Raw genomic sequence first — 15,319 nt, forward strand, 5'->3', positions numbered from 1 at the left:
GTGGCACAAACGACTTAATTCCCTCCGTCCCCTTTTTTCAGCTGGCGGTCGGTGTGGCCAGGCGCTGCTGCAGGTCTTCGCGCAGGCGCGACAGCTCGACTTCGGCCTGCTGCCGCTGCTGCATCCCTTCGCGATGGATGCTGCGCACTTCTTCCACCGTGGCGATCAGCTGGTCGTGCACATGGCGCAGCGTGGCCACGTCGATCACGCCGCGCTGGTTGCTGCGCGCGGTATCCACCGAGGCCTGACGCAGCAGGTCGGCATTGCGACGCATCAGTTCGTTGGTGGCGTCATCGATGGCCGTGGACAGTTCGACCGCAGCCTTCTGTTCGCCCAGCGAGAGCTGGATGGCGAACTGGCGCTTCCACGACGGAATGGTGATGTCGCGGACGGTGTTGAACTTCTCGATCAGCTGCAGTGCGTTGGCCTGGATCAGGCGGATCATCGGCAGCGACTGGTCGGCGGCGTGCTGCATCAGCTGCAGGTCGGACACGCGCTTCTCGATCAACCGGATCGCATTGTCGATCTCGCCCTGGCGGATGCGCTGCTGGGGGTCCTCACTGCCCTGCCCGGCCAGCTGTTCGGCCTGCAGTTCGGCCAGCCGCTGCTTGCCCGCTGCCGCATACAGTCCGAGCGCACGACGTTCTTCGCGGACGATATCGTGCATGCGGTCGAACTCCCCCACGCGCTTTCCCATCAACGCCTGCTGCACGCCGACGTCGGCCAGCAGCTGTTCGATCTGCGCATTGGTGTCGCTGAACTTCTGCACCAGCTCGCCCTTGGAGGCGCGCATGCGATCAATCAGGCCACCGATCACCGGCACCTTCGATCGCTGCGCGAAGCCATCCAGCTTCAGGCTGCGCGCGATGCGCACCACTTCGCCCAGCTTTTCGCCACTGGCATCCAGGTCACGATTGCGCACCTGGTCCAGCAACTGGCTGGAGAACGCTGCGGTGCGCGTGGCCGCTTCGCGGCCGAACACCTGCAGGTTGCCCGGGCGCAGATCGTCCAGTTCCAGACGGATCTCGGCGATGCGCGGCAGATCCTCGCGTACCAGTCCCAGCGCCTGCAGCGCACCTTCATCGAGCGCTGTGGCGGTGGTCGTGCCGGGTACGAGGGCACCGGGGGTCTGGCTGTCCTGGGTCATCGGGCAGTCTCCTTGCAGTTGGGTAAGCGGCAGCGGCGGCCGGCTCAAGGCAGTCTAGCCTGAGCCGCGGCCACCTCGTCATCGATCTGTGCGTGCAACGTGGCAGCCTTGCCAGCCAACGCAGCGCCCGCAGCGGCCTGGCCCGCCAGTACAGCCTGCCGCCAGGCCGGCAGCAGCACGTCATGGATGCGCGCGAAGCGTTGCAGCAGCATGTTGTCCTGGTCCTGCAGCAGCTGCCATTGACCGGCTTCCAGGCGGCGCAGCGAGGCCAGCCGGCGAAGATGGTCCAGCCGATGCGACAGCGCGGCCTGACCGGCGCTATCCAGCGTCGTCATCCGCGACGCAGCCAGTTCGGCCCAGCCGTCCAGCGCCGCGGCCGCCGCGGAATGCTCAACGATGGCCATGGCCCGCAGCTGCATGTGCTGCTGCAGGTGCTGGGCCTGCTCACGCGCCTGCAGGGCCAGTACGCCCAGCTGCGACTGCAGCGCGTGCCCTTCTGCTTCGCGAGCGACATCGCGCCCCAGCAGCCGTCCCCACCAGCCTTCCTGCTGCCGGATCTGCGCCGGGTTGCCGGCCTGCAGGGCCAGCGCGATGCGCGCAAGCGCAGCCACCAGGCGCTCGCCCGCATCCGGTGGCAACGGCGTTTCGCGCCGCGCCAGCGCCTGCAGCAACGGCGCACCATAGTCGGCCAGCGCAGCGACATCGACCGTATCCGGCAGCATCGGTGGCGGCAGTGGCACGCGCGTGGTCACGGCAGCGGCGGCGGCTTCGGCGTGGATGCCGGCATGCCATCGCCGTCTTCCGGTGGCAATGACTCGCCGTAGAAGTGGCGCATCAGCGCCTCATCCAGCGCCCGCTCCTCCGGCGTCGCGGCGCGGCGCACGCGCGCGCGCTGCGCCACCACAGCGCTCGGCGTGCCCCGCTCGACCTGCTGTCGCGCCCAGCCGGCGAACGCGGCCAGGGTCTGCGACACCTGCACCTGCTGCGCCTGCGATGCCGCCAGCAGCTCCACCAGCGGCGCCAGGCCCGCCTGCAGGTCTTCGGCCAGGGCCGTGGCCGGCACGCTGGGGGCTGCCACGACCGGCGCCGGCGCGGCGGCGGGACGCGCCTCTGAAAGGCGATGCAGGGCCTCCAGCAGCGCCGGCCACGGCGCCGGGTCCGCAACGGGGATCGCTTCCGGCGCGGGCGATGGCAGCTGCAGCGCGGTGGCGATATCGGCCAGCTGCGCCACCACGCGCCCGCCGACATCGCTGTCGTCGGCACCCATGGCCTTGTTGCGCAGGAAGTCGCGCTTGATCTGCGCCCAGCGCTGCGCCTGCGTGTCATCCAGTACGCCGCGCAGTTCGGCCAGCTTCAACAGGTTCTCTTCGGCGCCGGTGGTCAGCAGCTGCGCCTCGCCCAGGTAGTGGTCGGAGATCAACTGCTGCAGTTCGTCCTCGTTCATCACCGGGGAGATCTTCTCGGCCAGCTTGTTCATGTTGCGGTAGCTGCCCTGCAGGCGGAACGGCGGCTCGGTGCGGTAGCGGTCGTCCTGTGCGGCGCTGGCGATGTACTGCTGGTTGACCCGGTAGACCACGTCGCGCACACGCAGCATGCGCTGCAGGGTGGCGGTGATCTCGTTGATCTCCGCGCTGCTGTAGGCGTGGCTGAGGCTGTTGGTCGAGACCTCCTTGCCCATCGCGCGGTCGACCAGCACATACAGGTCGGCCATGTCGCGCGTGGCCAGCGGCGCCAGCACCGGATTGGAGGTCAGGCTGTTCTCGATGTAGCTGAGGGTGAAGGCGGCCTCCATGCCACCGAGCACGTCACCGAGGTTGTAGATGTCGGCACGGTTGGCCAGCATGTCCGGAATCTTGAACACCTCGCCGGACTCGGTGTACGGGTTGCCGGCCATCACCACGCAGAACTTCTTGCCGCGCATGTCGTAGGTGCGTGTGCGACCGCGCCACACACCCTCGATACGGCGGGTGCCATCGCACAGCGAGATGAACTTCTGCAGGAACTCGGGATGGGTGTGCTGGATGTCGTCCACATACAGCATGGTGTTGTTGCCCATTTCCAGCGCCAGGTTGAGCTTCTCCAGCTCCTGCCGCGAGGTTGCGTCCGGTGCCTGGGCCGGGTCCAGCGAGCGCACCTCGTGGCCCAGCGCCGGGCCGTTGATCTTCATGAAGACCAGGCCCAGCCGGTGCGCCACGTATTCCATCAGCGTGGTCTTGCCATAGCCCGGGGGCGAAATCATCATCAGCAGGCCCATCAGATCGCTGCGCTTGTTCTCGCCGACCGTGCCCATCTGCTTGGCCAGGTTGTCACCGATCACGCCCAGGTAGACATCGTTGATCAACTTGTTGCGTACGAACGAGGACAGCGGCCGCGCCTTGAACTCGGAAAGCCGCAGGGTCTCGCGCTCGCGACCGATGATGCCCTGGCGCAGCGCCTGGTAGGCATGGAACGCTGGCACGAAATGACGCAGGTGCTGCTGCAGGCGCGCCAGGAAATCATCCAGCGATACCACCAGCGTGCCATTGCTGATGCGTGCGTGTTCACCCAGCAGGCCATTGACCTCCGCCTGCAGTGCGGCATCGCTGGTACGGGTGCGCAACTGGCGCTGCACCAGCAGCAACGCGGCGGCTTCGTCGACATAGCCGGCATGCTGGGCATGCGCCGGCATCCGCGCCACTGCGCGCAGCCACTGCCCAGCCAATGACCAACGCGTAGCCAGTGGATCCTGGCCGCGCTGCAGGGCACGCTCGACCGCCTCACGCTGCCCCGCCTGCTCCAGCTGCTGGGCCAATGCCTCCAGCAGCGCCACCGCGTGGCGGCTGCTGCTGAACACCGGATCGCCCGCCGCCAGTTCTTCGCCCAGATAGGCGGATGCAGCCTCCGCGGCATCGGCATCGAACGGCAACGCGTGGGACTGCGCATACGCCAGCAGCGTCTCGGCCATTTCTGTGCGCAACGCCAGACGCCCTTCGTCGGACCCCAGCAGGCGTGCCAGCGCCTCGGCGCCCACCTGCCGCGCCGGCCATTGCGCCACCGCTTCGCGCCGCTGCTCGGCGGCCCAGAACAGCAACGCCAGCGCACGCACCCGCGGCGCATGGCGCAGGCTGCCGGCCGCCTGCTGCAAAGGCAGTAGCGCACGCAGGATCAGTGCCGCATCGTGGTCATGGATGCCGCGCTCGTAGCCTTCGCGATAGCGTGGTGCGGCAAACGCACGCACGCGCTGATCCAGCGCTTCCGGGTTCGCGACGTCGTGCTGCAGCGCAGCCAGATCGAGGCCGTCGCGCCCCTCCTGCGCGGCCAGCAGCAGGCTGCCGGCCAGGTACTCGCCGCGATACAGCGTGGGCGATTCCGAGTCCAGGGTGACCGGCCAGAACGGCTTGAGTGCGTCCAGCTCCGGGTCGTGCAGGGTCTCCAGGAAGTCGGTGCCGGTCAGATGGATGGCCAACGTATCGCCACGCGGCAACAGGGTCAGGTCCAGTGCCTGCGTATTGACGCTGAAGCGATGGCGCGGGCCCAGCCGCACCACGTTGCCGCCGGCTTCGTACAGGTCACTGCGGTCGCGCAGCTGGCGCACCGCCTGGTCACGCACGCCCTTCAGCCGCGCCTCGATGTCGTCGGCCTTGACGTTGTCGTGCAGCGTGCGCAGGCGCTCGGCCAGCTCACGCAGCTTGAGGATCAGCGGATCGCCGGCAAAGAACGCGTTGAGCTCATCGGCGTTGGCGAAGCGCTCGGTGCGCCTGGCCAGGCCGTCGAGGATCCGATTGGCCGCATCCAGTACCGAACGCGCCTTGCGCTGGCGGTCATCCAGCAAGGCCTGCTTGTGCGTTTCGAAGGCCTCGACCAGCTCTTCGCGCTTGCTCAGGATGTCGCCGAGGAACTGCTCGTGTTCGCCGAACTGGCTCTCCAGTTCTTCCAGCTGGACCAGCAGGCGCGACAACTGCTCGTCGGCACGTTCGGGGTCGGTGGCCAGCGCCAGCGCGCTGGTGATCGACTGCGAGAACAGCGCGAACTGGGCGGCGAACTGCGCCACGGCCTCGGCCGAACCGAGTGACCTGCGGCGCTGGTCAGCACGCGCGCGCGCCTGGTTGAGGCGACCGTACAGCACCGAGATCGACTCGACCACGCGGGTGCGGGCAGTGGCATCGTCCACCTTCAGGCCGGCCATCAGCTCGGACAGCATGTCCAGGTCGGACGCCATGCCAAGCAGGCCTTCCAACTGCTCGTCCAGCTGGCGCGCCGTCTGTGCCTGCTGCGCGGCATCGTCCAGCGCCTGCAGGCGCGTGGCCAGCGGCGCCAGCGCCTCCTCGCCGGCGAGGAAGTCACCGGTGGCGGCGCCAACACGGTCCTGTGCCTCCACCAGTTCGACGGTCATCGTCTCGATGCGCGCGGTGTCGATGTAGCGCAGCTCGCGGAGGGTCAGCAGCCGCCCGCGCAATGCGGTGATCGCGTTGAGGGCCTCGACGAAGGCCTGCACCTCGCTCCAGTTCTGCGGTTGCAGCCGGCCCAGCAGCGCCTTGTGCGCGGCCTCGGCCTCCAGCATCGCCTGCGCCGATTGCTGACGGATCGACTGCACCTTCTCGTACTCGTCCAGCACCGATTCGCCGGTCGCGCTGATCTGCCGCAGCAGTGCCTCGGCGCCATCGCAGGCCGCGTCACCCAGCCAGTGGTGCGCATCGAACAGGCGCCGCGTATCTGCCACCAGGCGCTGGTAGCGCTGTACCGACACGTCCTGGCCTTCAATCTCGCGCGCCAGGTTGAACAGGTTGGAGATTCCGCGCACCAGCTCGGCGTTGCCGATGCGGCCCATGAAGGTGTTGCCGGGCGGTCGGCTGGCGGCAAACTCGTCACTGCTGAACGGCGTCTGCCAGACCTGCATCGGATGGATGCGGGTCGGTTCGCTGCCCTCGGCATGGAACAGCACCATGCGCCCGTCCTGCATCAAGGCGTAGCCATGGCCGAACACCGGGTTCTGCAGCACGCGCTGGATGGTGTTGTAGACGAACAGCGCCGAGCGCCCGCCTTCGCGCTCGTAGAAGATGTACAGCACGTCCTCGCCGTTTGGCGAACGGATGCTGCGCTTGAACTGCATGCCGGCCATCGAGGCATCAAATGCCTTGTGCTCGCCGCCCTGCAGGTAATAGCCACCCGGGAAGATCACGCCATGGTCTTCGGGCAGCTGCACGCAGGCCTGCACGATCGCATCATTGCGCACGATGCCGCCGGTCAGCGTGTTGTAGATCAGGCCGCGCCATTCGGTCTCGCGGTACGGCAGCACCTTCAGCAATACCAGCGAGCCGACCCGGGCGAACTCGAACTGGGCGTCGTCCAGCGACTGCGTGCTGTCCTCCACGGGTTCACTGTAGATGCCCTGTCCGGTTTCGGTGTTGTTTTCGACCTTGATGGTGAGGTCGCCACCGGTGGTCTCAACGAACAGGGTGTCGAGGATGTTCAGGTGCGAGTGGCGGCCGTTGACCGCGAGGTCGCGGGTCGCCCGGGTCCATTCGAAGTCGAACGGCGGCGGCAGTGCGATATCGCGCTCACCGCGCGCATCCAGGTAAGTCAGCTCGCCCTCGCGCGACAGCGCCCAGCGGAACACGCGCACGTCGCTGCTGCGCTCGCCGATCTGGAACGAGGCCAGCAGCTTGTCGCCGACCACGATCAGCTGCAGCAGGCGCGCGTGCTTGTAGTAGGCATACAGCTCGTTGAAATCGTGCACGAAGCCGGGCTGGTCGAGGAAGCTGCCCTTCAGTTCCAGCGCAGCGACGTCGTAGCCGTCGCTGCCCTGCACCAGCCGGTACAGGCCGAACACATCCTCGATGCGGGTCTGGGTCTTCAACCCGATGAACACGTTGTAGCCGAACAGCAGGCGGTCCGGGCCCACCTGCACGATGTCACGGCCGACGCAGTTGTTGTCGCTGCGGATGCGGAAGCGCCCGACCACCTCCAGGCGGCTGTCGCCGAACTCGGCCAGGCGCTGGCGGTTGAGCGTTTCGGCCAGGCCCTGCAGGCGCTGGCCCTGCTCGGCCAGGCGGCGGCGCAGGACTTCGTAGGCGCCGCCCTGAGCGACAGCCTGGTCGACGGTGCTACCGCCGGCCTCCGGCGCAGTGGATTCGGCGGACGGATGGGTTTCAGACATCAGCAGGTTTCCGGCTCACGGGCGGACGGCCGCGGTTGCGGCCGGCGCGGGCGGGCGATGGCGGCGGCCATCGCCCGATGCATCAACGGGCGCTATCGACCACGGTAGCCGACACGGTCGGTACCGCTTCGGCATCCTCGGCGATCTGGCGCGGCGCCGGTTCGGCCACGGCCACGCCCAGGTAGCGCTGCATCAGCTCCTGCACGATCGGGCTCTTGCCGGCGAAGCCTTCGATCGACTTGCCCAGCGACACCGCCTTGACCAGGTTCTCGAACATGCCGCCGTCGCCACCGACCAGGTCGATATCGGCGTTGCGCAGCGCGCTGGCGATGACATTGGCGTTCTCGCGCGAGACTTCCTTGCCGGCTTCGATCGAGGCCAGCGCCTGCTTCAGGCTGTTGTCCAGCATCATGCGGAACTCTTCATGGCCACGTGCCTGGTCACTCAGCGAGGCGATGGCTTCGAACTTGCGCACCAGGCCCTCGGCCTCGGCCAGCAGCTTCTTCTGCACCACGCCGGCTTCGGCATTGCCCAGCGACTCGGTGGCGGTGGCACGGGCCAGGCCCATCTTTTCCTCGCCCTGTGCCTGCGCCTGCAGGGTCTCGGCCAGCACGCGGGCTTCGTTGCTGCCCTGCTTCAGGCTGGCTTCGGCCTTGGCTTCGATCACGCGGGCCTCGGCAATGCCGACCTTCTCGATGGCCAGCGCCGAAGCTTCACGCACCTGCGCTTCGGCCAGGCCCGGCGCTGCCTGTTCGGCACGCAGGGCATCGGCCAACAGGCGCTTGGCTTCGGCCTGCTTGCCGGCCGCTTCATGCTCGGCCTGGGCCAGCGTGGTCAGTTCCACCGCGCGATGCTTTGAAGCGGTCTCGCGCGCCTGCGCTTCCTTGACTTCGCGCACCAGCGCTTCCTGCGCCTTGGCCTCGGCTTCCAGGATCAGCACCTGCTTCTGGCGGTCGGCCTCGGAGACTTCGCGCACTTCCTTGATGCGCTCCTCTTCCTGCGCCACGGTCTTGTCGATGGAGATGCGTTCACGGGTGATGTTGGCCACGTCCATCTTGCCCTGCTCGACCACCTTGTCACGCTCCACGCCCTGCAGCTGCACTTCACGATCGGTGGTGACCTGCTCCAGCTGGCGTGCGCGCTCCACGCGCTCGGCCTCGATGGCCACGGCACGCTGGCGGTTCTGCTCGGCCACTTCCACTTCGCGCAGGCGGTTCTGGTCGCGGATCTCGATCAGCTGCTGCGCTTCGATGCGGGCGTTCTCGGACAACTGGCGCTGCTCCTCCTGCACCTTGGCGGTCTCGGCCTCCTCGCGTGCGCGGATGGTCTCGATCTCACGCTTCTGCCGCGCTTCGGCTTCGGCCTGCTGGCGTTCCAGGGCCAGCAGCGCTTCGCGCGCTTCCACGTTCTTCTTGGTGATGGCGAGCTTCTCGTTCTGCTCCAGCTCGTTGGTGACCACGTTCTGCGCGGCGGTCAATTCGGTGATCTTGCGGATGCCCTGCGCATCGAGAATGTTGAACTGGTCCAGCAGCGATTTCGGGGTCTGCTCCAGGTAGTCGATCGCCACGTCCTCAAGGACATAGCCGTTCAGATCATTGCCGATCACCGCGATGATCTCGTCGCGGAACTCCTGGCGCTTCTCGAACAGTTCGGTGAAGTCGAACTTCTTGCCGACCGTCTTCAGCGCTTCGGAGAACTTGGCGTTGAACAGCTCGTCGACGGCATGCTTGTCCGATGCACGGTCGGCACCGATGGCCTTGGCCACCCGCAGCACGTCGGCCTGGGTCTCGTTGACCCGCAGGTAGAACGCCACGGCGATATCGGCACGCATGTTGTCGCGGCAGATCAGGCCTTCCTTGCCGCGGCGGTCGATCTGCAGCGTGATCAGGCTGATCCGCATCAGCTCGGCGCGGTACAGCACCGGGATGATCAGCGCACCGGTGAAGTGCACCTTGGGCGTGGAGCTCATGTCGTTGACGATCAGGGCCACGCCCTGGTCGACCTTGCGGTAGAAGGCCTTGAACAGGCCGGCCAGGCCGAGCAGTGCGACCAGCAGCACGGCTACGCCGATCAGGAAGGGGGCCATGGTTGCCAACGTCATCAGTGATTCTCCTTGTTGCCCGGAAGCAGGTTGTCCTGGAAGTCGAGGGCGACCGCGTCGGCGCGGACCACCCGGTAATGGTGTTGATCAGCCACGTGTTCGACCAGCACGATGCGCTCGCCACGCTGCAGTTCGATCTCGCTGCGCACCTGCAGCACCAGTCCGGCGCCGCCATCGTCGAAGGTGGCGTGACCGCTGCGGGCATCCACCTTCGGCGAGGCAACCACGCCGGTACGCCCCAGCAGCGAGGCCTGCGCCACCGGGCGCAGGCGCAGCAGGAACCTGCGGACGGGGCGCAGCAGCAGCGCGGTGAACGGCACCGCCGGCAACGGCGCCAGAAGGGCCACGACCGTACCGATGGCCCAGCGCAGCAGGTCCGGCAGCGGCAACAGCACGAACAGATGGACGAAATAGGTGACGATCCAGGCGAAGAAACCCAGCAGCGTCACCACAAGCATGAGGGGAACCCCACCCAGGCCCCAGCGCGCCAGCAGCGCGGACAGTCCCTGCAGCTCATGTGGGTCGCCATGCAGCGCCCCATCGGCGCCGGCATCGCCAAACCCGTCGTCGACCAGGCCGAAGGCCGCCAGTGCCCAATACAGCACCGCCACCGCCAGCACGATGCTGTACGGCAGGGTCGGGAAACCGAACACGACGGTGAGGAACTCCTGCATCGCTTGCCTTCCTGGGCTGTGGGCGGCGGCCGCCCGTTCGGGACGCGCCGGACGCGCCCCGTCGATCCCCGCGCCGGCCCTCATGGCAGGCGCGCTTGGGACCATCCTATGTGAAGAATGCGTGCAGGCTCAAATCCAGGTCCAGATCACGGCAAATAGTGACGACAATCACTCAAGAACCGTGCAATCGGCGCGGCGCACTTCCTCGACGAAAGTACGCATCCTGTAGCCGTCCTTGATGCCCGGCTCCAGTTCGATGCCGCTGGAGACATCCACGCCCCACGGCAGGGTGGCCAGCACCGCGTCGTAGACGTTTTCCGGGTTCAGGCCGCCGGCGAGCAGGAACGGGCGATGCAGGCCGGTCGGGATCCGGCCCCAGTCGAAGGCCACGCCGGTGCCGCCACCGCCGCCCGGGGCATGGCTGTCGAACAGGAAACCGGCGGCGCTGGGATAGCGCAGCTGCAGGGTGCGGGCGTTGATCTCTTCACGCCCGCCCATGGCGATCGCCTTCAGGTAGGGCATGTTGAAGCTGCGGCAGAAGCCCTCGTCTTCCTCGCCGTGGAACTGCAGCAGGGTCGGTCGTACCGTGCGCAGCACCTCGCGCACCTCTTCCTTGCTGTTGTTGCGGAACAGCGCCACCACGTCGACCATGGGCGCGATCGCCTGGCGCATCGCGCGCGCTTCGGCCGGAGCGACCCGGCGGCTGCTTTCACGGGCAAAGATGAAACCCACCGCGTCCACGCCCAGCTCACCGGCCAGGCGGACATCGCCGGCCCGGGTCATGCCACAGAACTTGATGCGTGTGCGGTAGTAGGAGCGGCTCATAGCGTGACCTCGGCGGGCAGGTGCCAGTTGTCGGGGTACAGGGGCCCTAGGAACACCAGGCCCTGCGGCGGTGCGGTGGGACCGGCTACGGTGCGATCGCGCCCGGCCAGCAGTTCGGCGATCCATTCCACCGGCTTCTCGCCACTGCCCACCAGGATCAGCGATCCGACGATATTGCGGACCATGTGATGAAGGAATGCATTGCCCTGCACGGCAACCTCGATCACCTCGCCCTGGCGGCTGACCTGCAGTGACTGCAGCTCACGCCGGGCGTGCAGCGCCTGGCACTGCACCGAACGGAACGCACTGAAGTCGTTCTCACCGAGCAGGGCCTGCCCGGCGGCGTGCATCAGGGTCTCGTCCAGCGCGCGGCGCTCCCAGCTCAAGGTCTGCCGGTCCAGCGCGGGCCGCACTTCGCGGTTGAGCAGGCGGTAGCGGTAGCGGCGTGCGCGCGCGGAGAAACGCGCGTGGAAATCCTCGGCCACCGGCACGCACCAGCGCACTGCGATCGAGCGCGGCAGGCGGGTGGTAGTGCCCAGCATCCACGCGCGCGGATCGCGCACCACGTCGGTATCGAAATGCACGACCTGGCACTGGCCGTGCACGCCGGCATCGGTGCGGCCGGCACAGACCACCTGCAGCGGCGAATCGGCCACCGACGACAGGGCCTGCTCAAGGCTGGCCTGCACGCTCGGGCCGCCCTCGCCCAGGTTCTGCCAGCCCCTGAAATCGCTGCCGTCGTACTCGACGCCAAGCGCGTAACGCATGTGCTACCTCAGATATTGCGGGAGGGGCGGCGCTCAGGCCGGATCGCGTTCGGACCACACCGCCAGTTCGTTGCCACCGGGCTCGACGAACTGGAAACGGCTGCCGCCGGGGAAGGAAAACACCGGCCGCACGATCTCACCGCCAGCGTCAAGCACCGCCGTTTCGATCGGTGCCAGCTGGTCAGCGTACAGCACCAGCAGTGGCGCACCGGCATCGCTGGCCCGCAGCGGCTGGCCGCGGAAGAAGCCGCCCTGCAGGCGGCCGTCGTCGAACGCGGTGTAGTCGCTGCCATAGTCTACGAACGACCAGCCGAACGCCTTCTCGAAGAAGGCGCGGCTGGCCGCAGGATCCGTGGAAGCGAATTCAACGTAGTCGATGCGGCGCTCGCGGCTCATGACGGGGTCCTTGTCGGCAGGGTCGATCACGGCAGGCGGGCCAGCAGTTCGCGGGCCTGGGCCTGGCAGTGCAGGTCGCCGCCCTCGGCCACTTCCTGCAGCAACGTACGCGCGGTCTGGGCATCGCCCAGGTCGAGGTAGGCGATGGCCAGCTCAAGGCGCTCCTGCCCGGCGCGCGGCGCCCAGCCGGCATCGCCGGCCGGCGCCGCAGTACCGTCTTCATGCGGCGCTGCGGCCAGCGCGTCGTGCGGCGCTGCGCCTGAAGCCTCGCCGTCAGGGTGCTCGGCCGGCAGGTCGAACACGCCGCGGAACTGCGGCTGCTGTTCGGCATGCAGCGCGTAGTCCGGCACTGCCACCTCGCCGGGGGCCGCCTGAGCGAGCGGCTCATCCTGCGCTGCGGCGGCCGGCGTGGGATCATCCTCCTGCGTGGGCACCGGCTCGTCCCAGCGCGGCAGGTCGGTCACTGCCTCGGGCAGCTCCACCACTTCGTCATCGCGCAGCGTCTGCGCCTGCCAGTCAGCCTGGGCGGCGACGTCGGCGACCGGTTCGGCAGCCACGTCATCCTGCCCCCCGGCTTCGCTCGCCCAAGCCGGCATCGCCGGCTCCTGGCGGCCCGCTTCGGGCACCACCGACGACCACGAGGACTGCTCGGCCAGGGTATCCAGCGCCGCGCCCGCCGGTACCGCAGCGGTCAGACCGGCGGCATCGTCTTCGTCGCGCAGCGGCGGCAGCGGCGATGGCTTGCGACGACGCAGCAGCCAGGCTGCACCGGCCGCCAGCAGCAGCACCGGCAGCCCCAGCCAGTACCACGGCGTTGCCGCATCGCGGGTATCCGGTACCTGTGCCAGGCGCTGCTGCGCGGCGGCCAGGTCGTTGTCCTTCATCGCGATCAGCGACTGCTGCTGTTCCTTGAGTTTTTCCAGGTCGGCGACGCGCTGCTTCAGCTCGCCAATCTCGGCATCGCGGGTCGCGATGTCCTCGCGTGCCTGGCGCAGTTGTTCGTTGCCCAGCATGTCACCCTCGCTGCCGGCTCCAGTGCCGGTGGTTGTGCCCGCGCGCGCGGCGTCGGAAGCCAGCGCCGGGGCGATTTCAAGTCGTGCCCCATTGGCCGCGGCCGGGGAAGAAGCGTTCGTGGTTGCCGCCGCGGCCACCGGGGCGACGGTACCCGCCGGTTGCGGCACGGTGCGCGCCTGCCGCCACTGCGCTGCATGCTCGCGCACCAGCGCTGCGGCCTCGGCGGCATCGACCGCCGCCAGTGCATCGCTGCCGGGCATGCGCAGTACGGCGCCTTGCTTGAGCAGGTTGACGTTGCCGCGGATGAAGGCCTCCGGGTTGGCCCGCAGCAGGGCGATCATCGCGCGGTCGCGGCTGACCTGGTTGCCGCGGGCCACCGCGCTGGCGATCTGCGACAGGGTCTGCCCACGCTGGACGATGACGCTGCCATCGGCTGCCTGCGCGGCAGCGGGTGCAGCCCCTGCACGCGGGCGAGCCGATGCAGGTGCCGGCGCTGCCGCAGTGGACGGCGCAGGTGCGCTTGCGCTCTCCGCAGCGGCCGGCGCCGGTGCAACGTCACGGACGATGGTGTTGGAGAGGGTACCGGCCGGCGCGACGATTTCCGGTTCGGCCACCGCCAGTGCGCTGGAGGGCGCATCGACCAGCGCCGAGTATTCGCGCACCAGGCGGCCCTGGCCCCAGTCGGCCTCGATCAGGAAGCTCAGCGACGGGGTTTCGACCGGCGTCTGCGAGGTCACCCGCACCACCGCCCTGCCCTGCGCATTGCGGGTCAGTTCGAACTGCAGCTCACTGACCAGCCCGGCCGGCCGCTGCAGGCCAACGCGTTCGAAGGTGACCGCAGAGGCCAGCGCGACGCGCAGGTTCTCCAGTTCGGATGGATCGGCCGAGACTACCGGGATTTCGGCCAGCAGGGGCTGGCCTGGCTTGGACAGGACACGGATGTCACCCAAGCCCAGGGCAAGCGCCGAACTGCTGGCCAGGGCCAGCAGCGCGGTGGAAAGATAGAGGAGCGGGCGCTTTGCGCCCCTGGCCCGTTTATTCATGGGCGACACTATAAAGCGTGCGCACCGGGGTCCGCACCCACCGAGGGGACCTTCGGTAGCGCCGGCCACTGGCCGGCAGCACCACATGCCCATCACGGCAATGCCGGCCAGCGGCCGGCACTACCGGTCAGGCAACCACGGTGATCAACGCTGTTCGGCGGCGACCAGCTCGGCCAGCTGCACGGCGTTCAGGGCAGCGCCCTTGCGCACGTTGTCCGACACGATCCACAGGTTCAGGCCACGCGGGTGCGACAGGTCCTCGCGGATGCGGCCGACGTACACCGCGTCCGTGCCCGAGGCGTGGGTGACCGGGGTTGGGTAACCACCGGCCTCGTGACGATCCACCACTTCGATGCCCGGCGACTGCTCCAGCAGCGCGCGCGCTTCAGCGACGGTGACCTTGTCGCGGGTCTCGATCGCCACCGACTCGGAGTGGCCGTAGAACACCGGCACGCGCACCGCAGTCGGGTTCACCAGGATGCTGTCGTCACCGAGGATCTTGCGGGTCTCCCAGATCAGCTTCATCTCTTCCTTGGTGAAGCCATTGTCCTGGAAGTCATCGATGTGCGGGATCAGGTTGAAGGCGATCTGCACCGGGAAGCGCTGCGGATCGATCTCCTGGAAGCTGAGCAGCTGGCCGGTCTGCTTGCCCAGTTCCTCCATCGCCGAGCGGCCACCGCCGGACACCGACTGGTAGGTGGACACATTGATGCGCTCGATACCGTACTTGCGGTGCAGCGGCGCCAGCGCCACCAGCATCTGCATGGTCGAGCAGTTCGGGTTGGCGATGATGCCGCGCGGACGGTTGGCGACCTGTTCCGGGTTGACCTCGGACACCACCAGCGGCACGTCATCGTCGTAACGGAAGGCCGAGGAGTTGTCGATCACCACCGCACCGGCGGCGGCGAACCTCGGTGCGTATTCCTTGGACACGCTGCCGCCAGCCGAGAACAGCGCGATCTCGACACCGGTCGGATCGAAGGTGGCCAGGTCCTGGACCTTGACCTTCTGGCCGTTGAATTCAATCTCGCCACCGGCCGAACGCTCGGAGGCGAGGACGCTCAGGGTGCCGACCGGGAAATCACGCTCGGCCAGGATCGACAACATGGTCTCGCCAACGGCGCCGGTGGCACCGACGACGGCGACGTGGAAACTGCGCTGTGCATTGCTCATGGGGAACTCTCACGAAAACGGGAATGGGGGAAAACACGCACGA

10 protein-coding genes are annotated in these 15,319 nt (G+C 67.9%); all 10 read right to left on the reverse strand.

Annotated features, from left to right (window positions below; genetic code table 11):
* Window positions 1-37: 37 nt before the first annotated feature.
* The 10 genes from ACSYHF_RS14215 to ACSYHF_RS14260 all read right to left on the reverse strand — a co-directional run bounded on the left by ACSYHF_RS14215 (window position 38) and on the right by ACSYHF_RS14260 (window position 15,276).
* Complete coding sequence (locus ACSYHF_RS14215) at window positions 38-1,147, reverse strand: toxic anion resistance protein (protein WP_005417957.1); 1,110 nt, start codon at window positions 1,145-1,147, stop codon at window positions 38-40.
* A 44-nt stretch (window positions 1,148-1,191) separates the two neighbouring features.
* Complete coding sequence (locus ACSYHF_RS14220) at window positions 1,192-1,899, reverse strand: hypothetical protein (RefSeq protein ID WP_447575749.1); 708 nt, start codon at window positions 1,897-1,899, stop codon at window positions 1,192-1,194.
* Complete coding sequence (locus tag ACSYHF_RS14225) at window positions 1,896-7,283, reverse strand: DNA repair ATPase (RefSeq protein ID WP_197598541.1); 5,388 nt, start codon at window positions 7,281-7,283, stop codon at window positions 1,896-1,898. The genes ACSYHF_RS14220 and ACSYHF_RS14225 overlap by 4 nt, the downstream gene beginning before the upstream one ends.
* A gap of 82 nt (window positions 7,284-7,365) precedes the next feature.
* Complete coding sequence (locus ACSYHF_RS14230) at window positions 7,366-9,384, reverse strand: hypothetical protein (protein ID WP_005417967.1); 2,019 nt, start codon at window positions 9,382-9,384, stop codon at window positions 7,366-7,368.
* Window positions 9,384-10,058 (reverse strand): hypothetical protein, encoded by a 675-nt coding sequence (locus ACSYHF_RS14235; RefSeq protein ID WP_375366592.1) that lies wholly within the window; start codon window positions 10,056-10,058, stop codon window positions 9,384-9,386. The genes ACSYHF_RS14230 and ACSYHF_RS14235 overlap by 1 nt, the downstream gene beginning before the upstream one ends.
* 168 nt (window positions 10,059-10,226) lie before the next feature.
* On the reverse strand, window positions 10,227-10,883 hold the full coding sequence (locus ACSYHF_RS14240; RefSeq protein ID WP_053500245.1) for a phosphoribosylanthranilate isomerase: 657 nt from the start codon (window positions 10,881-10,883) through the stop codon (window positions 10,227-10,229).
* On the reverse strand, window positions 10,880-11,650 hold the full coding sequence (gene truA, locus ACSYHF_RS14245) for a tRNA pseudouridine(38-40) synthase TruA (protein ID WP_049414719.1): 771 nt from the start codon (window positions 11,648-11,650) through the stop codon (window positions 10,880-10,882). Before truA ends, ACSYHF_RS14240 begins: the two co-directional genes overlap by 4 nt.
* Window positions 11,651-11,683: 33 nt before the next feature.
* Window positions 11,684-12,046 (reverse strand): VOC family protein, encoded by a 363-nt coding sequence (locus ACSYHF_RS14250; protein WP_005417973.1) that lies wholly within the window; start codon window positions 12,044-12,046, stop codon window positions 11,684-11,686.
* A gap of 26 nt (window positions 12,047-12,072) precedes the next feature.
* A complete protein-coding gene (locus tag ACSYHF_RS14255) occupies window positions 12,073-14,103 on the reverse strand; it encodes a FimV/HubP family polar landmark protein (protein WP_111126956.1) in 2,031 nt (676 codons plus the stop codon).
* A 144-nt stretch (window positions 14,104-14,247) separates the two neighbouring features.
* Window positions 14,248-15,276, reverse strand: a complete 1,029-nt coding sequence (locus ACSYHF_RS14260; RefSeq protein ID WP_005417977.1) for an aspartate-semialdehyde dehydrogenase — start codon at window positions 15,274-15,276, stop codon at window positions 14,248-14,250.
* Window positions 15,277-15,319 lie beyond the last annotated feature (43 nt).

This window comes from Stenotrophomonas maltophilia group sp. P373, assembly GCF_053295075.1.